Source organism: Nesterenkonia suensis (assembly GCF_054782935.1).
In genome coordinates, this window is the sequence record NZ_BAAGRN010000022.1 from 1 (window position 1) to 20,867 (window position 20,867).

At 69.6% G+C, this 20,867-nt stretch carries 20 protein-coding genes; 14 read left to right on the forward strand and 6 right to left on the reverse strand.

Going from position 1 to position 20,867, the window contains the following annotated elements:
- On the reverse strand, window positions 1–2,335 hold a 2,335-nt coding region (locus ACYVKI_RS13055; protein WP_460690797.1), incomplete at its 3' end, for a glycosyltransferase.
- A 267-nt stretch (window positions 2,336–2,602) separates the two neighbouring features.
- Here ACYVKI_RS13055 and ffh point away from each other — a divergent pair.
- The 14 genes from ffh to ACYVKI_RS13125 all read left to right on the forward strand — a co-directional run bounded on the left by ffh (window position 2,603) and on the right by ACYVKI_RS13125 (window position 15,192).
- Complete coding sequence (ffh, locus tag ACYVKI_RS13060; protein WP_460690798.1) at window positions 2,603–4,234, forward strand: signal recognition particle protein; 1,632 nt, start codon at window positions 2,603–2,605, stop codon at window positions 4,232–4,234.
- Window positions 4,235–4,440: 206 nt separating this feature from the next.
- On the forward strand, window positions 4,441–4,866 hold the full coding sequence (gene rpsP, locus ACYVKI_RS13065) for a 30S ribosomal protein S16 (protein WP_460690799.1): 426 nt from the start codon (window positions 4,441–4,443) through the stop codon (window positions 4,864–4,866).
- A gap of 18 nt (window positions 4,867–4,884) precedes the next feature.
- Window positions 4,885–5,127 (forward strand): RNA-binding protein, encoded by a 243-nt coding sequence (locus ACYVKI_RS13070; protein WP_460690814.1) that lies wholly within the window; start codon window positions 4,885–4,887, stop codon window positions 5,125–5,127.
- A gap of 61 nt (window positions 5,128–5,188) precedes the next feature.
- A complete protein-coding gene (gene rimM / locus ACYVKI_RS13075) occupies window positions 5,189–5,737 on the forward strand; it encodes a ribosome maturation factor RimM (RefSeq protein WP_460690800.1) in 549 nt (182 codons plus the stop codon).
- 69 nt (window positions 5,738–5,806) lie between these two features.
- Entirely contained in the window at window positions 5,807–6,625 is an 819-nt protein-coding gene (gene trmD, locus ACYVKI_RS13080; RefSeq protein WP_460690801.1) for a tRNA (guanosine(37)-N1)-methyltransferase TrmD, read from the forward strand.
- A gap of 285 nt (window positions 6,626–6,910) precedes the next feature.
- Window positions 6,911–7,303 (forward strand): 50S ribosomal protein L19, encoded by a 393-nt coding sequence (rplS, locus tag ACYVKI_RS13085; protein ID WP_460690802.1) that lies wholly within the window; start codon window positions 6,911–6,913, stop codon window positions 7,301–7,303.
- Window positions 7,304–7,431: 128 nt separating this feature from the next.
- Complete coding sequence (gene lepB, locus ACYVKI_RS13090) at window positions 7,432–8,196, forward strand: signal peptidase I (protein WP_460690803.1); 765 nt, start codon at window positions 7,432–7,434, stop codon at window positions 8,194–8,196.
- Window positions 8,193–8,999: a signal peptidase I gene (gene lepB / locus ACYVKI_RS13095; RefSeq protein ID WP_460690804.1), complete on the forward strand. Its 807-nt coding sequence runs from the start codon at window positions 8,193–8,195 to the stop codon at window positions 8,997–8,999. Before lepB (ACYVKI_RS13090) ends, lepB (ACYVKI_RS13095) begins: the two co-directional genes overlap by 4 nt.
- Window positions 8,999–9,691 carry a ribonuclease HII gene (locus ACYVKI_RS13100; protein WP_460690805.1) on the forward strand — a complete coding sequence of 231 codons (693 nt, stop codon included), beginning with the start codon at window positions 8,999–9,001 and terminating at the stop codon, window positions 9,689–9,691. The genes lepB (ACYVKI_RS13095) and ACYVKI_RS13100 overlap by 1 nt, the downstream gene beginning before the upstream one ends.
- 96 nt (window positions 9,692–9,787) lie before the next feature.
- The gene (locus ACYVKI_RS13105) at window positions 9,788–10,300 is read left to right on the forward strand and encodes a YraN family protein (protein WP_460690806.1); all 513 of its coding nucleotides are present in this window, start codon (window positions 9,788–9,790) and stop codon (window positions 10,298–10,300) included.
- Complete coding sequence (locus ACYVKI_RS13110; RefSeq protein ID WP_460690807.1) at window positions 10,297–11,910, forward strand: YifB family Mg chelatase-like AAA ATPase; 1,614 nt, start codon at window positions 10,297–10,299, stop codon at window positions 11,908–11,910. The genes ACYVKI_RS13105 and ACYVKI_RS13110 overlap by 4 nt, the downstream gene beginning before the upstream one ends.
- Window positions 11,907–13,301, forward strand: a complete 1,395-nt coding sequence (locus ACYVKI_RS13115; protein WP_460690808.1) for a DNA-processing protein DprA — start codon at window positions 11,907–11,909, stop codon at window positions 13,299–13,301. Before ACYVKI_RS13110 ends, ACYVKI_RS13115 begins: the two co-directional genes overlap by 4 nt.
- Before the next feature lie 109 nt (window positions 13,302–13,410).
- The gene (locus ACYVKI_RS13120; protein WP_460690809.1) at window positions 13,411–14,427 is read left to right on the forward strand and encodes a tyrosine recombinase XerC; all 1,017 of its coding nucleotides are present in this window, start codon (window positions 13,411–13,413) and stop codon (window positions 14,425–14,427) included.
- A 261-nt stretch (window positions 14,428–14,688) separates the two neighbouring features.
- Complete coding sequence (locus tag ACYVKI_RS13125) at window positions 14,689–15,192, forward strand: DUF3145 domain-containing protein (protein WP_460690810.1); 504 nt, start codon at window positions 14,689–14,691, stop codon at window positions 15,190–15,192.
- Between the two features lie 241 nt (window positions 15,193–15,433).
- Here the strand turns inward: ACYVKI_RS13125 and fabF are convergent, their stop codons facing one another.
- From fabF to ACYVKI_RS13150, 5 genes are all read right to left on the reverse strand, one after another.
- Window positions 15,434–16,678, reverse strand: coding sequence for a beta-ketoacyl-ACP synthase II (fabF, locus tag ACYVKI_RS13130; RefSeq protein WP_460690811.1), 1,245 nt, complete (start codon window positions 16,676–16,678; stop codon window positions 15,434–15,436).
- 121 nt (window positions 16,679–16,799) lie between these two features.
- Window positions 16,800–17,045, reverse strand: coding sequence for an acyl carrier protein (locus tag ACYVKI_RS13135; protein WP_179542873.1), 246 nt, complete (start codon window positions 17,043–17,045; stop codon window positions 16,800–16,802).
- Window positions 17,046–17,191: 146 nt separating this feature from the next.
- The gene (locus ACYVKI_RS13140) at window positions 17,192–18,196 is read right to left on the reverse strand and encodes a beta-ketoacyl-ACP synthase III (RefSeq protein WP_460690815.1); all 1,005 of its coding nucleotides are present in this window, start codon (window positions 18,194–18,196) and stop codon (window positions 17,192–17,194) included.
- Between the two features lie 132 nt (window positions 18,197–18,328).
- Window positions 18,329–19,267 carry an ACP S-malonyltransferase gene (locus ACYVKI_RS13145; protein ID WP_460690812.1) on the reverse strand — a complete coding sequence of 313 codons (939 nt, stop codon included), beginning with the start codon at window positions 19,265–19,267 and terminating at the stop codon, window positions 18,329–18,331.
- 103 nt (window positions 19,268–19,370) lie between these two features.
- Complete coding sequence (locus tag ACYVKI_RS13150) at window positions 19,371–20,543, reverse strand: PucR family transcriptional regulator (protein ID WP_460690813.1); 1,173 nt, start codon at window positions 20,541–20,543, stop codon at window positions 19,371–19,373.
- Window positions 20,544–20,867 lie beyond the last annotated feature (324 nt).

Sequence of the window (20,867 nt, forward strand, 5' to 3'; positions counted from 1 at the left end):
TGGGGTCGGTGGAGCCGTCATCGATGAGCAGGATGTGCATCTGGGAGAAGATGCTGGAGCGGCGCAGGGAGGCGAAGGCCTTGTGGCGCAGGTGGTCGCCGTTGTTGTAGACCGGCACGATCACCGAGAGCCGGAGACCCAGCGTCTCGGCGGCGCGGCGTGCCTGGGACTGCACCGCGGCGAGATCGTCGCCGACCTCCGGGTCCGGCAGAGGGCGTCGAGGACGGACTCCTGAGGGCCCCGGGGGCTGCGCGGACATCGGTCCGGGGGTGCCTGCGGCTGGCCCTCTCCGCCGTGGCAGGGTCCTCGGCAGGGTCCTCGGCGTGGCCGACGGCTCCCGCGCCTCGCCGCGCAGGATGTCCGAGAAGGAGGGGCGGGCCGTCGGGCGGGTTCCGCTGCTCGCCGGATGATGGCCCAGATGATCGAGGCAGTAGACCCGGTGCCGATCCGCAGCCTCGCGCAGCGTCTCAGCTGAGGTGAGCAGCTCGGGATCGGGCCGCCACCAGGCGGTGAGCTCCAGGTCCAGGACGCCGGTGCGGTGGCGGTGCGACGCTGCGTCGGTGGCGGCGGCGTCCCCCTCCAACTTCTGGGTGACGTGCGCGGACTGGTATCTGAACGCCACGACATGGTCGGCGACGTAGGTGGGGCTGTGGCGCCGTGCCGGTGAGACCGGCAGCAGCACGTCGAGCTCTGCGGCCACAGCCGCTGCTCCTCGCTCCTCGACACGCTCGGCGAGCTCGGCCCAGGTGATGAGCTCGACCTCGCGGTGGATCTGCTCAGCCATCTCCCGCGCCAGGCTCGGCGTCCGGTGCTGCGCGACGGCGACCACCCGCTCGCGGACCGGTGCGACGTCCAGCCCTGCGCGGGCGCAGATGCGTCGCAGCACGTCGGAGGCGTGGTGGTCGGTGAAGACCTGCCGGATGCCGTCTCCCTGGATCCTGCGCAGCTCGTCCAGCGAGATCAGTTGGAGGGCCTTGGCCACGTCGTCCGCAGAGTTCGCGATGACGGTGTGGGGGTGGTACGAGTTCAGCCCCTGGTTGTAGGTCGCGATGACCAGGGTCCCGCAGGCCTGCAGCTCCAGGACCTGCGGGTCGAACAGCGACTGGGAGTCGACCGTCGCGTTGAGCGCCAGGGCGGCGTCCATACCGCGCTGCAGCGTCTCGGTGCCGTAGGTGAGATCGATGTCGGCGGCCTCCTCCGCGGAGACCGTCCAGGGGCCGTAGCGTGAGGGCAACACCCAGTGGTCGGCGGCCGGGGCCTGTGACGGGTCCGGCTGCAGGAGCACGACGGGGCGCCCGGAGAGGAGCGCCCCGTCCAGCAGTGCTGGGGCGTAGGGCGGCTCCGAGAGGTGATCGGACGGTCCGGACTGCTCGCAACCGAGCAGCGCCACCAGGTCGGTGCGCGCGGGGCGGGTCCCTAGGGGGCTGTGGATCAGCGGATTGACGCCTACAGGCACGACGTCGATGCTGAGGGAGTGGTTCTCCCGGGCTCGGTAGAGCGCGGCGGCCTCAGGGTCTGTGGTCACGATGCGCGAGCAGGCGCGGGCGAGCTCCTCGGTGGTGGAGATGTCGGTGCCGGCGGTGGAGAGCAGAACGGTCGGGGTGCCGCCGCCGCGGAAGGCGGGGATCACGACCTCGGCCAGGTGTCGCAGCGCCCGAGTGTGAGCGTCCCCACCGTTCTCCGCCCGGTGCCCCTGCCGACGGGCGGAAGTCGCCGGCCTCCCCAGGCCTTCCTGCCCCGGGTGTCCCGGGTGCTCTCGGGCGTCAGGATCTGCACAAGGATCCGCGCACTGATCCCACTGGTGGGAGAGAGATCCGAGGTCGGTGGACACCAGCAGCAGGTCGAGGTCCTCGAGGTGCTCGCGCCAGGTCCCTCCGGTGAGGGGGACGACGTCGGCCAGTCCGGTGAATCGGGAGTGCACCCGCGGCGAGGCGATGAGGCCGATCCGTGCTGACAGTTTCGGGCGAGAGGCCCCCAGCTCACCGTCCGGCAGGCCCTGGGAGGCCTCGAGCGCGTCCTGCAGACACCGGGCCGGCGGATGCAGTGCCGCGGTCCCGATCGTGTCCGGGACGGAGAGGGCCGTCAGGTCCTGGGCGCTCAGGGCGGAGACCGCTGAGGGCGCGATCGTGGAGATCTGGTCCAGGAACTCGTGGCGCTGTCGGTGCTCGGCCGCCCGGAGCCTGTGGGCCTGGGCGCGGTCCCGGCGCAGCGGCTCCGTCGGCTGCGGGGACTTCGTGAGGTCCTGTGCGCCCGTCGCCGCCGTGCGCGCGTCGTCGGCGCGCGGGTCCCAGCTGGAGGCGGCCAGCTGATGGGCGTGCTCCGCGGTACGGAGCATCGCCTGATGGGTGCTCAGTGCCGCGGCCACGAGCCCTGTGGCGGGGGGAGCGTCGAGTCCGGCTTTCGAATCCGGTGCCTGCGTCTGAGGGGCGTCCGGAGCGGAGCCAGGGAGGTCATGTGTGGCGTACGGTCCTGCCAGGGGAATCTCTGTCCAACGCACATTGCTACTCTAGAGGTTCGGCAGATGACTTGCCCGGTCGGCCTCGCTGGCTGGAGCAGGTCTGCCCTGCCTGCCCCAGCACTGTCGATCAAGGACCTGCACCCCGTGTTCAACTCCCTCTCCGATCGCCTCACAGCGACCTTCAAGAACCTGCGCGGCAAGGGGCGCCTGACCGAGGCTGACATCGACGGCACCGCCCGTGAGATCCGCCGTGCGCTGCTCGACGCCGACGTCGCGGTCCCGGTGGTCCGTGAGTTCATCGCCCGTGTCAAGGCGCGCTCCTTGGGCGCGGAGGTCTCCGAGGCCCTCAATCCGGGCCAGCAGGTCGTCAAGATCGTCAACGAGGAGCTCGTCGGCATCCTCGGCGGCCAGACCCGTGAGTTGCAGTTCGCCAAGCAGCCCCCGACGATCATCATGCTCGCTGGCCTCCAGGGCGCCGGCAAGACGACGCTGGCGGGCAAGCTCGCCTACCGGCTGAGGAACCAGGGCCATACGCCGATGCTGGTGGCCTGCGACCTGCAGCGTCCCAATGCGGTCAACCAGCTGCAGGTGGGCGGTGACCGTGCCGGTGTGCCGGTCTTCGCGCCGCACCCGGGGGTCTCCTCCGAGGCGGAGACGCCGACCGGTGACCCGGTCCAGGTGGCCCGCGCCGGTGTGTCCGAGGCCCGGGAGAAGCTCCACGACGTCGTCATCATCGACACGGCCGGTCGGCTCGGCGTCGACGCCGAGCTGATGCAGCAGGCGGCAGACATCAAGGCAGCGGTCGGCGCTCATGAGGTGCTCTTCGTCATCGACGCGATGATCGGACAGGACGCCGTGACCACCGCTCAGGCGTTCCACGAGGGAGTGGACTTCACCGGCGTCGTGCTCTCCAAGCTCGATGGCGATGCCCGTGGCGGTGCGGCGCTCTCCGTGGCCTCGGTGACCGGCAAACCGGTGATGTACGCCTCCACCGGTGAAGGCCTGAAGGACTTCGAGGTCTTCCATCCGGACCGCATGGCCCGCCGCATCCTCGACATGGGGGACGTGCTCTCCCTCATCGAGCAGGCCGAGGCCAGCTGGGACAAGGCCGAAGCGGCCAAGATGGCGCAGAAGTTCGCCGATCAGGAGGACTTCACCCTCGAGGACTTCCTCGCGCAGATGCAGCAGCTCAAGAAGATGGGCTCGATGAAGAAGCTGCTGGGTATGATGCCCGGAGCCCAGGGGATGCGCGAGCAGCTGGAGCAGTTCGATGAGTCCTCGATCGGGCGCGTGGAGGCGATCATCTACTCGATGACCCCGCACGAGCGCGCGGCCCCGAAGATCATCAACGGTTCTCGGCGTGCGCGCATCGCCAAGGGGTCCGGTGTTCACGTCTCCGAGGTCAACCAGCTTCTCGAACGGTTCACGCAGGCCCAGAAGATGATGAAGAAGATGGCCGGCGGTGGAGGGATGCCGCAGATGCCGGGAGCCGGCGGAGGGATGCCGCAGATGCCGGGCGCCGGGATGCCCGGTGGTGGGGTGCCCGGCGTCGGTCCCGGCAAGGGGAAGAAGAAGGCCGCCAAGGGCAAGGGGAAGAAGAAGGCGAAGTCCGGCAACCCGGCGCGAGCTGCTCAGGAGGCCCAGGAGGCGGAGCGCCGACGGGCCGAGTCCGCGAGCCGGCGCAAGGACGGCTCAAGCTTCGGCGCTGCCGGAGGCGAGGACTTCGATCCCTCCCAGCTCAACCTGCCCAAGGGCTTCGAGAAGTACCTGAAGTGAGCGCCGGGCCCTGCGGCGTGGTCCGAATCGCGCCCGCAGGGATTCTCTGGCACAATGGGCAGGTACTTTGATCAGCCGCGGCGACCCTCTCATCCTGCGGCGGGTTCATCGTTCCTTGAGCGGTCGCATCGACTGAGCAGCACTCCCCACGCAGCACGATGCTCGGCCGCGCCCCTGAAAACAAGAAACAGGAGTGGACCACTCAAGTGGCAGTCAAGATTCGTCTGAAGCGGATGGGCAAGATCCGCGCACCGTACTACCGTGTCGTCGTCGCCGACTCCCGCACCAAGCGTGATGGAGCGGCTATCGAGCAGATCGGGAAGTACCACCCGACCGAGGAGCCCTCGTTCATCCAGATCGACTCGGAGCGTGCCCAGCACTGGCTCTCCGTCGGTGCTCAGCCCACTGAACAGGTGCTGGCACTGCTGAAGGTCACTGGTGACTGGCAGAAGTTCAAGGGCCTGGAGGGCGCCGAGGGCACTCTGAAGACCAAGGCCCCCAAGGAGGACTTCGTCGTCTCCGAGAAGGGCTCCGTGATCTCCGACAAGGCTGATGCCCCCAAGGCTGAGGCGACCCCCGAGGCACCCGCCGAGGAGGCCTCGGGCGAGGCTCCCGAGGACAAGGCTGAGTGATCGATCATGGCTGAGGCAGTGCTGACCGACGCCCTCGAGCATCTGGTGCGCGGCATCGTCGATGCACCGGACGACGTCGACGTGCGTCGCCGGAGCGGGCGCCGCCACGATGTGCTCCAGGTCCGGGTTCACCCGGACGACCTCGGCCGAGTCATCGGCCGGGCGGGACGCACCGCGAAGGCACTGCGCACCGTGATCGCCGCGCTCCCTGAGGGTGAGCACGTCCGCGTCGACGTCGTCGACACCGACCGGCGCGGCTGAGCCGCGCCCCGGCAGCCGGACAACTATGAGCTCTGCTCACCAGCAGGGGAAGTCTTCCCGCATGAGCGACCCGCAGGCGCTGCCTTCTGAGGCAGAGCGCCTGCGGGTCGCTCGTGTCGGCAAGCCCCATGGGGTGCGGGGTGAGGTGACCGTCCAACTGTTCACCGATGACCCCGAGACGCGTCTTGCCCCTGGTTCCGTGCTGATCCGCACCCCTGGTCGTGACACCGCCGATCGCAGCACCGGGTCGTTGACCGTGGTCGGCCAGCGGTGGAACAAGACCATCTGTCTGCTGAAGTTCGCGGAGATCACCGGGCGTGACGCGGCAGAGGCTCTTCGCGGGTCCTTTCTACATGTGGACGTCCCCGCCGAGCCGGACGAAGACGAGGGCTGGTACAGCCATCAGATCGTCGGCTTCCGATGCCTCGGATCGGGCGGAGAGGCCTACGGCACGGCTCGTGGCCTCATCACCGGTCCAGCCCAGGATCTCCTGACCGTCGAGACCCCGTCCGGCGAGGAGGTTCTGGTGCCCTTCGTCGCCGAGCTGGTCCCCGACATCGACCTCGAAGCGCGGACGATCCGTCTGGAGCCCCCTGCCGGGTTGTTCTGAGACTTTTCATCGGTCTCGGCCCGCGGGGCACCGAGACCATGACCGAAGCATAGGAAGGCATCCACCACGATGCGCATCGATGTCGTCTCGATCTTCCCTGAATTCCTCGACGTGCTGGACCTGTCGCTGATCGGCAGAGCCCAGCGCGACGGGCTCCTGGACATCCGCCGCCATCAGCTGCGCGACTTCGCCTTCGACCGCCACCGCACCGTCGACGACACCCCCACCGGAGGGGGCGCGGGGATGGTGATGAAGCCTGAGCCCTGGGCGCTGGCGTTGGAGCATGTCCTGGCAGATTCCGGTCACGCCGCGCCGCCCGAGGCCGAGGAGCGGGCTCCGGCGTGCCAGTCCGGCAGTTCCGTGACCGATGCCCCGGCCGCCGGAGATCCTCCGATCCTGATCATCCCGACCCCCGCCGGGGAGGTCTTCACCCAGCGCACCGCGGAGGAGCTCGCCGGGCGGGAGCATCTGGTGTTCGCCGCGGGGCGGTACGAGGGCATCGATCAGCGCGTCACCGACTGGGCCGACGAGTGCTTCGAGGTGCGCCTGATGAGCATCGGCGACTACGTGCTCAATGGCGGAGAGGTCGCGATCGTCGCCATGGTCGAGGCGATCAGCCGCCTGGTGCCCGGGGTCATCGGCAACCCGGAGTCGCTGGAGGAGGAGTCGCACGCCGAAGGACTGCTGGAGTACCCCGTGTACACGAAGCCGGCGGTGTGGCGTGGACGCAGCGTGCCGGAGATCCTGCTCTCCGGCGATCACGCTCGGATCGAGGAACACCGACGCGCTGAGCAGCTCGTGCGCACCCGCCGCATCCGCCCGGACCTCTACGCGAAGCACATCGTCGCGCAGGAGACCGCGGCGAAGCACCCTGAGGCTCAGGGGTGACGCGCAGGAGTGTCCCGCGGCGGCGACCGTGCGGAACCCCGGCGGGCACTGCCGCGAGGTCGCCAGAGGCGGCCATGATCTGGCATAATGTTCCCCTGTGCCTGCTGGATGGTGCCATCTGCCATGGGGGATGACCATCAACAGTGAGGCCGCCGGTGCTTCACAACCTGTCGGCGCCGGAGAACACGCCTGACGACCCCCGCCGCGACGGCGCGCCCGCACCCCGGGTGAGAGGTCTGTGACCAGGACGAGTGACCTGTGGCAGTCGTCTGAGGAGAAACCATCATGCACACTCTCGACTTCGTCGACGCAGCCAGCCTGCGTGACGACATTCCGGAGTTCGGCCCCGGTGACACCGTCAATGTGCACGTGAACATCGTCGAGGGCAAGAACTCCCGTGTTCAGGTCTTCAGGGGATATGTGCTGGGCCGCCAGGGCCGCGGCGTCGGCGAGACCTTCACCGTCCGCAAGGTCTCCTTCGGCGTCGGCGTGGAGCGCACCTTCCCGGTGCACTCCCCGGTGATCGAGAAGGTCGAGGTCGCCGCCCGCGGCGATGTGCGGCGCGCCAAGCTGTACTACATGCGCGACCGGCACGGCAAGGCCGCGCGCATCCCCGAGAAGCGGGAGTCGGCCATCGCCCGCCAGCAGGGCGAGGACGTCGAGGCCGTCGAGGGCTGACCGGCCCCGATACGGTCTGGCCCAGGGCACGCCCCTGCGAACGGGCCTCGCACATGCCTGCCTCCACGAGCCCCGAGTCACCCGGCGATGCCGGACGGACTCGGGGCTCGTGGCATGACGGAGAGGACATGACCGCCCACCGTCTGTCCGAGGACCGCCGTGGACGTGACACGCTGCTCCGCCGCGGTCGGCTGAGGTTCTGGCACCTTGCGGCGTTGACGGTGCTTGTCGCCGTCGTGGCGACCACAGGGGTGCGCGCCCTGGTCGTCGACGTCTACACCGTCGACCAGGTCTCCATGCAGCCGACCCTGGACCATGGTGAACGGATCTTCGTGGACCGCTCCTATCCCGAGGGGGACGGGCCCCGCCGCGGCGACGTCGTCGTCTTCGACGGCACGGGTTCCTTCGTCCCCTATCAGCGCGACCAGGGCGCGGCGAGACAGCTGGTCCAGCACGCCGGGCACTGGGTCGGGCTGGGGTCCCCTCCGCAGACCTATGTGAAGCGAGTGATCGGGATCGGCGGCGATGTGGTGGCCTGCTGCGACGACCAGGGCAGGCTGACCGTCGACGGAGAGCCGCTCGACGAGCCGTACCTGGCTCAACCGTCAGCGGCGGCCAGTCCCGCCTCGGAGCAGGAGTTCGAGGTCCAGGTGCCGCGCGATCGGATGTGGGTGATGGGGGACAACCGTGCTGAGTCGGTGGATTCGCGGGCCCTGCTCGGCGCCCCCGGCGGCGGTATGATCAGCGAGGAGCGGCTGATCGGCCGGGCCACCGGCGTCTTCATGCCCTGGAGCTCGCGGCGCGAGATCGACCAGCAGAACGTGTCCTCCACTGCCCCTGCGACCACGCAGACCACCACGCCACGACGACGACCGCCAGGAGGGCTCGGATGACCCAGGACAACGACCGATCCGCGGCCTCCCCGGAACCAGAAGGCGCCGGACCCGACGAGGGGGCTGAGGGAGGCCCCAACCAGGAGGCCCAGGGTACGGCCCCGTACGATCCTCCCGGCGCGGCCCGCCGACTCAAGGAGCGGAGCCCCGCGGCGGCGTTCCTCATCGAGGTGGGCACGATCATCGTGCTGGCGATCGTCATCTCCTTCGTGGTCAAGACGTTCCTGATGCGGGCCTTCTACATCCCCTCCGAATCCATGGAGGCGACTCTGGAGGTGGATGATCGGATCGTGGTGAACCTGCTCGCGCCGCAGGTCATGGACGTTGAGCGCGGTGATGTCGTCGTCTTCGAAGACACCCGCGGCTGGTGGGGAGCGGCTGCCCAGCCGGAGAGCACCGCATTTCAGGACGCCTTGACCTTCATCGGCCTGATGCCGGACACCTCCGCGCACTACGTGGTCAAGCGGATCGTCGGCGTCTCCGGGGACGAGGTCGGATGCTGCGACGAGTTCGGGCGCCTGGCCGTCAACGGTGCGCCCATCGACGAACCGTATCTGTTCCCCGGGGATGTGCCCAGTCAGACCGAGTTCTCCGTGACCGTTCCCGATGACCACGTCTGGCTGCTCGGTGACCATCGGTCCGCCTCGGCGGATTCGCGCGCTCATCTCGAGGACGGCGATATGGGCGCCGTGCCGCTCGAGGACGTCATCGGACGCTCCACCGCCATCGTCTGGCCCTGGGACCGCTGGGGCGGCGGCGGCTCCGATCGTGACCCCTTCGTCCACGTCCCGGAGACCCCCTGATGCCGCAGGACGCGACCCTGCATCCCGAGCGCGAGCTGGCGGCGGCCGGTGGAGTCCGTTACGTGGCCGGCGTCGATGAGGTCGGGCGGGGGGCCCTGGCGGGGCCCGTCACCGTCGGGGTCGCCGTCTATGACCTGCAGTCGCCGCAGCTGACCGTCTGCGACACCACCGGACTCGTCGAGGGGCTCACCGGGGTCCGGGATTCGAAGCTGCTCACGCCGAAGGCCCGTCGGCGTTGGGCGCCGATCATCGCCGAACGGGTGGCCGCCTGGAGCGTGCAGCATCGCGAGGCCGTCAGGATCGATCAGATCGGAATCACCGCCGCCCTGCGGGAGGCCGGTCTCGCCGGTCTCGACGCCGTCGAGTCGGACCTGGGGCTGGCGGTCGACGCGGTGATCATCGATGGTTCCCACGACTGGCTCACCGGTGGGGCCTCGCCTCGGGTGACCCCTCTGGTGAAGGCCGACGTCAAGGCGCTCTCCGTGGCCTCAGCCAGCGTGCTCGCGAAGGTCCAGCGTGACGCCCTGATGGAGACTCTGGCGCTCCAGCACCCCGGATACGGCTGGGAGTCCAATCGGGGCTACGGCTCGGCGAAGCATCGGACGGCGCTGGCCCAGTCGGGGATCACACCGCATCACCGGCGTTCCTGGAATCTGCTGCCCGGTCCTCCACAGGGGGCCGCGCAGGGCTGACGACACGCCGGTCCGTCCACAGACCGTCGATGGCCCTCGCCGGGGAGCGCCGGGGAGCGGCACAGTGGTGCTCACCGAGGAAGGGAGCATCACCACATGGACACCACGCCTCCGCCGTCCACACCACAGCCGCCTCCGCAGAGACCTCCCCAGCCGCCGCAGAAGCCCTCCCCAGGCCCTTCTGCGGCTCCGCTGACGAAGGACCAGTTAGGGCTGCTGGGGGAGCAGCAGGCGGAAGCCCACCTGGTCGCCCAGGGACATATCGTCCTGGAACGCAGGTGGCGCAGCCGACACGGTGAACTGGATCTGATCACCCTGGATGACGCGGTGCTCGTCGGCGTCGAGGTGAAGACCCGTCGTGGGCGGGGCTATGGCCACCCCTTCGAGTCGGTCACCGAGGAGAAGCTGGTCCGCCTGCATCGGCTGCTGCGCGAGTACGCCGCACAACATCGCGGAGTGCGTGTTCCGCTGCGTATCGATGCCGTCTCGGTGCTCTACCCGACGGTGAGGACCCGCCCTCGCCCCAGCCGGTCTGCGAATGCCCCGGGAGAGCGCTCTGACCATCTCGGCGCGCCGCAGCTCGAGCACCTGGTGGATGTGCGGCCATGAGCATGGGACGTGCGCTCTCGGTGGCCCTGGTCGGAGTGGAAGGCCACCTCATCGAAGTGGAGGCTGACGTGGGCCAGTCCCTGCCGGCGTTCATCCTGCTCGGGCTCCCCGACGCTTCGCTGCGGGAGAGTCAGGACCGGATACGCTCCGCGGCGAAGAACTCGGGTCTCGATCTCCCGGCCCGTCGGCTCACCGTCAACCTGCTGCCGGCCTCCCTGCCGAAGTCCGGCTCGGCGCTGGACCTGGCCATTCTGATGAGCGCCTGGGCGGCGGAGGGGATCGTCGTCGGCAGCCACGATGTCGTCTTCCTCGCAGAGCTGGGCCTGGACGGTCGTCTGCGACCGGTGCGTGGCGTGCTGCCGGCGGTGGCGGCCGCCGCGAGGGCCGGAGCACAGAGGATCGTCGTCGCGCGCGAGAACGCCGCCGAGGCGACACTGGTCCCCGGTGTCGAGGTGCTGGCCGCGTCCCACGCGTTCGAGGTCGCCCGGGGGTTCGCAGTGCCGCAGGGACGGGATCGGGGAGTCGGGGCCGTCGACCCCCGTCGCCTGCCCGTCGACCCGGAGACGGTGATGGACCGTCATGTCGGTGGGGCCGCTCCGCTGCTCGACGCCGACGCCGACGCCGACGACGCCGATCCGGACGTGCCTGACCTTGCCGAGGTGAGGGGCCAGCATCAGGCCCGCTTCGCGCTCGAGGCCGCGGCTGCCGGGGGACACTACCTGTTGCTTATGGGTGCGCCGGGAGCGGGCAAGACGATGCTGGCAGAACGGCTGCCGGGCATTCTTCCACCGTTGGACGATGCGGAGGCGATGGAGGTCACCGCGATCGGCTCGGTCACCGGGCAGGCCGGACCGGTGAAGCGGCTGACTCGGCGGGCGCCCTTCGAGTCGCCGCATCACAGCGCCAGCACGGCCGCGATCGTCGGCGGCGGCACCCGACTTCCCCGTCCGGGTGCGGTGACCCGCTCCCACCGCGGCGTGCTGTTCCTCGACGAGGCGCCGGAGTTCCAGCGTCCCACGCTGGACGCCCTGCGGCAGCCCTTGGAGACCGGCGCGGTCACGCTGCATCGCGCCGCAGGGGCGGTGACCTATCCTGCTCGCTTCCAGCTCGTCATGGCCGCGAATCCGTGCCCCTGCGGCATGGCATTGGGCAGCGGCCGGGACTGCACCTGCACGGTGCTTCAGCGCCGTTCCTACCTGTCCCGGCTCTCGGGTCCGCTGCTGGACCGGATAGATCTGCAGGTCCAGGTCGAGCGTCCTCGATCGGCCTCGATCGCACTGTCGGAGTCCGGGGAAAGCTCGACTGAGGTGCTGGCACGCGTGATGGAAGCTCGGAGGAGTCAGCGGGAACGGCTGGGACCCTGGCACCTCACCACCAATGGGGAGCTGCCGCTGCGGCTGATGACCGGGGCTCTGCGCCTTGACCCGTCCCACACTCGAGCCTTGGACTCCCACCTGGACCGCGCCGTGCTCTCTCTGCGCGGCTATGTCCGTGTGCTCCGGCTCGCGTGGACGCTGGCAGATCTGAGCGGACGAACCTGCCCGGGGGCCGATGAGGTCGACGTGGCCATGCAGCTGAGGCAGACCGCCGGGGAGAGGAGGAGCACATGAGCCGCACCACGGGGCCACCTGCCTCAGTGACGAGCGGTCGGGAGCTTCTGCTGCGTCGGCGCGCAGAGCTCAGTCGACTGGTCGAGCCCGGTGACGTGCTGGCGGGCCTCTTGGTGGGACACCTCGGACCCACCGACGCTCATCGGCTGATCTGTTCGGAGCAGAGGCCCAGCGCCACACTGTCCACGGCACTGGCCGAGCTGGGCGAGTCGGCCGGCCTGGGGCCGCGTCAGAGAGACCTCGAGACCGGGTTGGCCCGGTGGCGCACCCGGCGCGGCCAGGCCGACGGTGCCCGTGAGTTGGGGACCATCCGGCGGCTCGGCGGTGGCATCCTGGTCCCTGAGGACCCCTCGTGGCCCCAGGAGCTGGAAGAGCTGGGAGGGGCGGCGCCGATGGCCCTGTGGTATCGGTCCTCCGCACGGGATAGCGAGGAGGCCCTGTCCCGTCTGCCGCACCCGGCACGACGGGCCGCCGTCGTGGGGTCCCGGGAAGTGACGGACTACGGGCTGCGCGTCACCGCGGAGATGGTCGAGGACCTGGTAGGACACGGGGTCTGCGTGATCTCCGGAGGAGCCTACGGGGTCGATGCGGCCGCCCATCGCGCGGCACTGCGGCAGCAGGGGGCGTACGCCGATGTCCCGAGGTCGGGCGACTCAGACTCGGCACCCACTGTGGCGGTCCTGGCCGGAGGGCTCGACCGCTTCTATCCCGCCGGGAACGACGCCCTGCTGCGTGCCGTGAGCGATCACGGGCTGCTGCTCAGCGAGATGCCCCCGGGAGGCAGCCCGACGCGACATCGCTTCCTGCAGCGGAACCGGCTGATCGCGGCACTGACAGCCGTCACGGTCGTGGTCGAGGCGCGGTGGCGCAGCGGAGCGCAGAACACCGCACATCATGCACTCGCGATGGGCCGCCCGGTGGGGGCCGTGCCGGGAAGCGTCCGTTCGCCCAGCTCCGCAGGATGCCATCGACTGCTGCGTGAGACTCCCGCCGAGCTGGTCACCGACGCCGCCGACGTCGTCGAGCTCATCGTCGACAGACGCCAGGCCCCAGGAGGTGCGAACCCGGCGGGGGGCGCTGCCGGAGGGACCACGGGTGCTTCGGCGGTCGGCAGGTCCCACGCCGAGCAGCCGCGGCTGCCTGCTCTCGCCTCCGCTGCAGTGGAGGGATCCGGTCGGAGCCGCGGCGGAGAGCGGCGGGATGCGGTGGACGGCCTCAGCCAGGCGGATCGGCTGCTCTTCGACGCTCTTCCGCTGCGCCGGCTCAGCGCCCCGGGGAAGCTCTCCGAGGTGGCGGGGCTGCCCATTGCCCAGGTGCTGGGCGGCCTCTCTCGACTCCAACGGGCTGGCCTCGCACGGGAATCAGGGGGTCAGTGGGGACGCACGAAATAGTCTCCCGAGGGACCGCCACGCCCCGCGGGATGACCGCCCCTGCGACGGGCAGGCGCACACGACCGCGTGACCAGCGGGACCCCGGCGAGGCCGACGATAGACTGCGTTCATGAATGGACAGGCGAGCTCCGGTCCCGAGGCGGGGACCGACGGCGAGACGCGCCGCGTCAGGGGAACCTCCGGAAGGGGCGGCCCGGCCATCGCGTCGGCTCAGGATGCGCTGCTCGAGGAGTTCATCGCTCATCTGCAGCATGAGCGGGCGCTGTCCACCCATACGGTGCGGTCCTATCGCGGCGACCTTCGCCAGCTGGCCCAGAGCAGCGGCCCGTTGGGTGAGCTGGACCTGAGGCGTCTGCGTGCGTGGCTCGCAGACCTCCACGCCGCGGGCCTGAGCCGCGCCACCCTGAATCGCAAGATCGCTGCTGTACGAGGCTTCACCGCCTGGGCCCACCGGCGGGGATCGCTCCACGAGGACCCCTCAGCACGACTTCGGACGGCTCCGCGGACCGGTCATCTGCCTGACGTGCTCCAGGACCGCCACGTGGAGGAGCTCACCCGGCGGCTCGCCGCGCGCTGCGATCGAACCGCCCAGCAGTTGGAGGAGGACCCCGGTGCGTACGCCGTGGCTCTGCGGGATCTCGCCATGGTGGAGCTCCTCTATGCCACCGGGATGCGCGTCGCCGAGCTCGTCGGCCTGGAGCTCTCCTCGTTCGAGCAGGATCGTCGGATGGTCCGCGTGCTGGGCAAGGGTGACAAGGAGCGCCTGGTGCCTTATGGAGTGCCCGCCGAGCGAGCCGTGACCCGGTGGATCGCCCAGGGGCGCCCCCGGCTGCTCTCCGCCGCGTCCGGCGGGGCCGTGTTCCTGGGGCGTCGTGGGGGACGGATCGATCCTCGCGTGGTGCGCACAGTCGTCGACGACGCCTTGGAGGAGCTCGGCACCACGGCCGCCCGGGGCCCGCACGCCTTGCGGCACACCGCCGCGACCCACCTGCTCGATGGAGGCGCCGACCTGCGCACCGTCCAGGAGCTGCTCGGACACGCCTCGCTATCCACCACGCAGCTGTACACGCACGTCTCTGTGGAGGGGCTCCGTGAGGCCTACGCTCAGGCGCATCCGCGCGCCTGATGATGTCGCACGAGCGCGGCCGAGGGGAGACACACAGCATGCTCAGGTGGTGCCGTCCCGTCCACTCACCTGTTAAGCTGACCCCGGAGCATGGGCTGCTCGTCGGCTGAGGAGGGGCGGACCGTTCCGGCTCAGGCTTGGCAGATGAGCTGGTGCTCGTGCACAATTGTCACGCCACAACTTCATCCCATCCATCCACCATCCGGATTCGCGCTGTCGGTCGTAGGGGAAGACGTACCAACAGCACTACGGAGGATGGATATGTCTGCACACACGGCCCGGGGTGTCCTGCACATCCACTCGGCGCCCGCTGCGCTATGCCCACATGTCGAGTGGGCGGTCTCGTCAGTGGTGGACGCTCGCGTGGACTTCCAGTGGGAGCCTCAGCCAGCCGAACCCGGCGCATACCGGGCGGAGCTGAGCTGGCGCGGACCCCAGGGGGTCGGCGCCACGCTGGCCTCCACCCTGCGCGGGCTCGCCCATCTGCGCTTCGAGGTCACCGAGGACCCGAGCCCCGGCTGCGACGGCAGCCGCTGGTCGCACACCCCTGAGCTGGGCATCTTCCACGCGGCCACGGACGTCCACGGCAACATCATGGTCTCCGAGGATCGGATCCGCTACGCCTACGAGATGGGTGCCGGGGATCCCTCCGTGGTGTACCAGGAGCTCTCGCTCGCTCTGGGCGAGGCATGGGATGAAGAGCTCGATCCCTTCCGCCACGCCGCCGAGGGTGCGCCTGTCCGCTGGCTTCATCGAGTCGGCTGAGGAGGTCGCACCAGCCCCCAGACACCGGTATCTGCGGCCCGCGCCGCAACCGGCGAGGCTCTCCTCCGCTCGCCGGCCCACGAACCCGCCGCTGAATCACCCCTGGGTGATCGCTTCCCACGCGGCATCGCTTCCCACCGTGCGACGAAGGGGCGGCTTGCCAGGATCCCTGATCCTGGCAAGCCGCCCCTTCGTGTGGTGCGAGGTCCGGCGGCCCTTCGGGCGCAGCCTCGGTGGTCGGTCACACGGAGCGGAAGGCCACTACTGAGTTGTGTCCGCCGAAGCCGAAGGAGTTGCACAGGGCGACCTGGTCCCCGGCTGGGAGTTCGCGGGCCTCACCGGTCACCACATCCAGCGGCATCTCCGGATCCTGGTTCTCCAGGTTGATCGTCACCGCGGTCCGGCGGTCACGCAGTGCCAACACTGTCAGCAGCGACTCCACGGCACCGGCGGCGCCGAGGAGGTGGCCCGTCTGGGACTTGGTCGCGGAGACGCAGACCTGATCCAGGTGCTCCCCGAGGGCAGACTTCAGTGCGGCGTACTCCGGCTTGTCACCCACGGGAGTGGAGGTGGCGTGGGCATTCACATGGGTCACGTCGGTGACGGAGGCGTCCGCGTCGTCGAGGGCCTTGCACAACGCGCGGGCAGCACCTGAGGCCTCCGGGTCCGGGGCGGTGATGTGGTGCGCGTCCGAGGTGACGGCCGCACCGGCCAGCTCGGCATAGATCGTGGCACCGCGGGCTGTGGCATGCTCCTCGGTCTCCACGACCAGCGCTCCGGCCCCTTCACCCATGACGAAGCCGTCGCGGTCGATGTCGTAGGGGCGGGAGGCCGCCCCCGGGTCATCGTTGCGGCGGGAGAGGGCCTGCATCGACGAGAACGCGGCCAGCGGCAGGGGGTGGATCGCGGCCTCGGTTCCACCAGCCATGACCACATCGGCTTCGCCGTCACGGAGCATCCGGATCGCGACCTCGAGGGCTTCGGTTCCGGACGCGCAGGCCGAGACTGCCGTGCGAGCTCCGGCCCGAGCACCCAGGTCCAGGCTGATCGCGCCGGAGGCCCCGTTGGGCATCAGCATCGGCACGGTCATCGGCATCACCCGGCGAGGCCCTCGTTCGCGGAGGGTGTCCCAAGAGTCCAACAGGGTCCACACTCCCCCGATTCCGGTGGCGAACGAGACGCCCAGGCGTTCGGGGTCGACATCAGCCTCGTCGAGTCCGGCGTCCTTCCAGGCCTCCCGGGAGGCCACCATGCCCAGCTGAGTGGAGCGGTCCATGCGTCGGGTCTCGGGTCGGGCCAACACCTCGGAGGGCTCGACCGCGACCTCTGCGGCGAAGGTGACGGGAAGCTGGTACTGCTCGACCCACTCATGCTCGAGGGTCTTGGCGCCTGGGGTCCCGGCCAGGGCGTTCTTCCACAGGGTCGGCACATCGCCGCCGATGGGGGTGGTGGCGCCGAGGCCGGTGATGACGAGACGGCGTGTCATGGATCTACCTCTGGTCAGTGGTGGTTAGTGGGGGTCTTCAGTCGGGAGCGGGCCGCTCCACCGGCCGAGGTGTTCGGCGTGCGGAGAGGGGCCCGCTCCCTGGACACTGAGGCCGGGCCGATCAGCCCTGGGCGTCGGCGATGAACGTGACGGCATCACCGACGGTCGAGAGGTTCTTGACCTCCTCGTCCGGGATCTTCACGTCGAACTTCTCCTCGGCGTTGACCACGATGGTCATCATCGAGATCGAGTCGATGTCCAGGTCCTCGGTGAAGGACTTCTCGAGCTGGACCTCCTCGGTCTCCAGGCCGGTCTCTTCGTTGACGATCTCAGCCAGGCCGGCGAGGATCTCGTTCTTGTCAGCCACGGGGCTGCTCCCTTCTGCTCGGTCGTACGTGGTATCCGTACAGTGTGATGATGTGCGCCTCAGGTGTCCCTGACGCTTTCGGCCTGACCGCCCAGCGTATGTGCCAGATGGTCAGGACAACTGTGGTGGCCGTCCGGACCGCCCGGTCAGGGCAGCCGGACGACCTGGGCGCCGTAGACCAGTCCGGCGCCGAATCCGATCTGCAGGCAGAGTCCGCCGGAGAGCTCAGGATCCTCCTGGAGCAGGCGGTGGACCGCCAGCGGGATGGAGGCGGCTGAGGTGTTGCCGGCGTCGGCGATGTCTCGGCCGACTCGGACATGCTCCGGAAGTTCGAGCTGCTTGACCATCTCATCGATGATGCGGATGTTGGCCTGATGCGGTACGAAGGCGACGAGGTCCTCGGCGGTGATCCCGGCGGCGTCGAGGGCCTGCTGTGCTGTCTTGGCCATCTCCCAGACGGCCCAGCGGAAGACGGTGGGACCGTCCTGGCGCAGCGTCGGCCAGAGGTTCGTCTCGGGGTCCAGCAGGGCGGAGGCGTCCCCGGTCTCCCGAGCGGCGCTCAGGGCGTCCCGCAGGGGCAGCAGGGAGCCGTTCATCGCCACTGAGTCCCATTTCTCTCCGTTGGAACCCAGCAGGCTGGGTGAGATGCCCGGGGTCTCCGAAGGCCCGACGACGGCCGCTCCGGCGCCGTCTCCGAGGAGGAACGAGATGCTGCGCTCGTGGTTGTCGATCACATCGGAGAGTTTCTCCACGCCGACGACGAGCACGTGTTTCGCCAGACCGGAGCGGACGAAGGAGTCCGCCTGGGCGATGCCATAGCAGTACCCGGCGCAGGCGGCGGAGATGTCGAAGGCTGCGGCCGGCGTGGAGCCGATCCGATGGGCCACGGCCGCAGCCGCGGAGGGCGTCTGGTACGGGTGGGTGACTGTGGCGATGACGATCGCTCCGATGTCCTCGCCGGTGAGTCCCGCCGCGTCGATGGCGTCGCGGGCGGCACCTTCGGCCATGTCCACCACGGAGACGTCGGCCGCAGCGCGATGGCGCGTCCTGATCCCGGTGCGCTGGCGGATCCATTCGTCCGAAGAGTCGATCCACCGGCAGATCTGCTCGTTGTCCACGATCACGTCGGGACGATAGGCCCCGAGTCCCATCACCTGGGTGCCGGCGACGGTCTGGGACTGGTTGAGTGTGGCTGTCACTGAAGCTGTCCTTGCCTGGTAAACGGTGCTGCCTGGTGAGTGATGCGGTGCTGGGTGACCTGCGCCGGGGCCGGATGCCCTGGCTCAGGCATGCTTTGCGATGAAGGCACGGGCGTCGTCGAGGTCATCGGGGGAGGTCACCGCGACGGAGGCCACGCCCTTGAGACCGCGCTTGGCCAGGCCGGTCAACGTGCCCCCGGGGAGCAGCTCGAGCACTCCTGTGACGCCGGCGGCCTGCAGGGACTCCATGCAGAGGTCCCAACGCACCGGGCGGGTGACCTGTTCCACCAGCCGATCAAGCACTTCGGTGCCGGAGGCCACAGCCTGACCGTCCCGGTTGGAGAGCAGACGCACGGAGGGGTCGGACACGTCGAAGTCTGCGACTGCGGCGGAGAGGGCCTGCTGAGCTGGCGCCATGTGTTCGGTGTGAAAGGCTCCGGCGACCTTCAGCGGGATGACCCGGCTGCGTGTCGGCGGTTCGGCCTCGAGGGCGGCGATCCGTGAGGCGGTGCCGGCCGCGACGATCTGGCCGGGGCCGTTGGCGTTGGCGGCGACGAGGCCCTGGGCGTCGATGCTCTCGCGGACCTGCTCTTCGACCCCGCCGATCACGGCGGCCATCGAGGTGGCTTCAGCGGCGGCGGCCTCAGCCATGCCTCGCGCGCGCACCTGGATGAGGGCCAGCGCCTGCTCCTCGGTGAGCACCCCGGCCAGGCAGGAGGCCGGGACCTCGCCGACAGAGTGGCCCGCGAGGATCACGCGGGACGGGTCGGCGCCTTCGGGCAGGGTGCCGGGGCCGAGATCGAGTGCGCGGGCAGCGAGCAGGGAGGCGGCGACGATGAGCGGCTGAGCGACGGCGGTGTCGCGGATGGTCTCTTCGTCGGAGGTGCTCCCGTGGAGGACAAGGTCCGTCTGGGCGACCTCGGACCATGCCTGCAGCGTCTCACGGGCGGCGGGGTCCTCGATCCAGGGAGTGAGGAAGCCGGAGGTCTGGGAACCCTGTCCTGGGCATACGATCGCTAGCACAGTACCAACTTTCCATATCACGGGTGCTCGGAGCGGGGCACAGCGGGACCAAGCTACCCGCCCACCTTTGTGGGGTCTCTACAAACGGAGTGTTCAGAAGAGTCTACAGGCGCCCGACTGCCAGGGCTGTCTGCAGCACATACGCGTCGCGCGGTTCGGTGGGATCCCAGTCGGTGATGTCGGTGACCCGACGGAGGCGATAGCGCACGGTGTTGGGGTGGACATACAGCTCACGGGCCGTCCCCTCGAGCGATCGTCCGGCGCTGATGTAGGCGGTGACGGTCTCGAGCAGACCGTTGCCTGCTTCGGACAGGGGAGCGAAGATCGCCTCCCGCAGCACCTGGCGGGCGGTGTCGTCTCCGGCCAGGGCACGTTCCGGCAGCAGGTCCTCGGCGGCCACGGGATTCGGCGCAAGGGTCCAGGCGGGTGCCGCGGAATGTCCGGAGTAGGCGGCCTGCGCGCAGCGGTGGGCCTGATCGATGGAGGTCGCGATGCGGGAGAAGACGACGTGGCCGTCACCGAAGCTGGGCATGATGCGCTCCAGGCCGGCGTCGAGGTCGGTGACGCCGCCCAGGAGCAGCACGAGCCGGTCACCTTGGACTCCGACCACCGCATCGGCGGCGAATCGGATGCACTGCCGGCGCAGGTGGCTCATGAACGCCGCGTCGGCCTGGGCGGGCGCCGGTCCGACCACGACCACGACGCCACCGGTGCTGCGCCAGCCGACCGCGGAGGCACGGGAGGTGATCTGATCGCCGGACTCGCCGCGCAGCACCGCATCCACCAGCAGGGCCTCCAAGCGCGAGTCCCAGGCCCCCCGGGATTCCGCAGCGCGCGCATAGACGTCGGCGATGGCGAAGGCGACCTCACGCGAATAGCGCAACGTCGCTTCGAGCATGCCCTGCTGGTCCTGGGCCGGCATGAGCTCGGGGAGACGGTGCTCCACAGCTTCGACGATGGTGCGGATCAGCTGCAGGGCCCGCTGCAGAGAAATGCTGCGCATCAGGTCGGTCGGTGCAGAGCCGAGCAGCTCGTTGACCAGCGGGAGCGAGCGGGTCTGCGGATTGTCCAGCCAGTTGACCAGCCCCAGGATGCCGCGCTGGGCGATGAGCCGCAGGGAGGCGCGCTCCCCGGTGCTCAGATGCCGGTACCACGGCAAGGTGCCTTCCACATGCAGATTGACCGCAGTGGTGAGTTGGTCGGTATGTGTCCGCAGCACCTCCAGAGACGCCTCGGAGACCCGGACGGGCGGCGGCTGCGGTGCGGAGGCGGTCATGGACCCCGAGCCTAGCTCCTGGGCGACATGACCGGCCAGTTGTGCATCTCCTACAAACGCCGCCGTCTCGGTGGTGGCGTCTCAGTGGCGGCGCTGCGACTGATCAGGGTCGCCGTCCCAGGACGGGACGGCGACCCTGATCAGTCGGATCGCTGGACGGGGCCGTCAGCGTGCCCCGGCAGCAGGGCCGATGACTCGGCCGGCTGTTGGGGTCAGGCGTCTCCGCCAGTGGTCCCCGAAGTCCCGGCCGTGACATCAGCAAGCCGATACTTCTCCATCGCGTGCTGCGCCAGCGAAGCATCGACCTGGTCCTGCTCGGCAAGC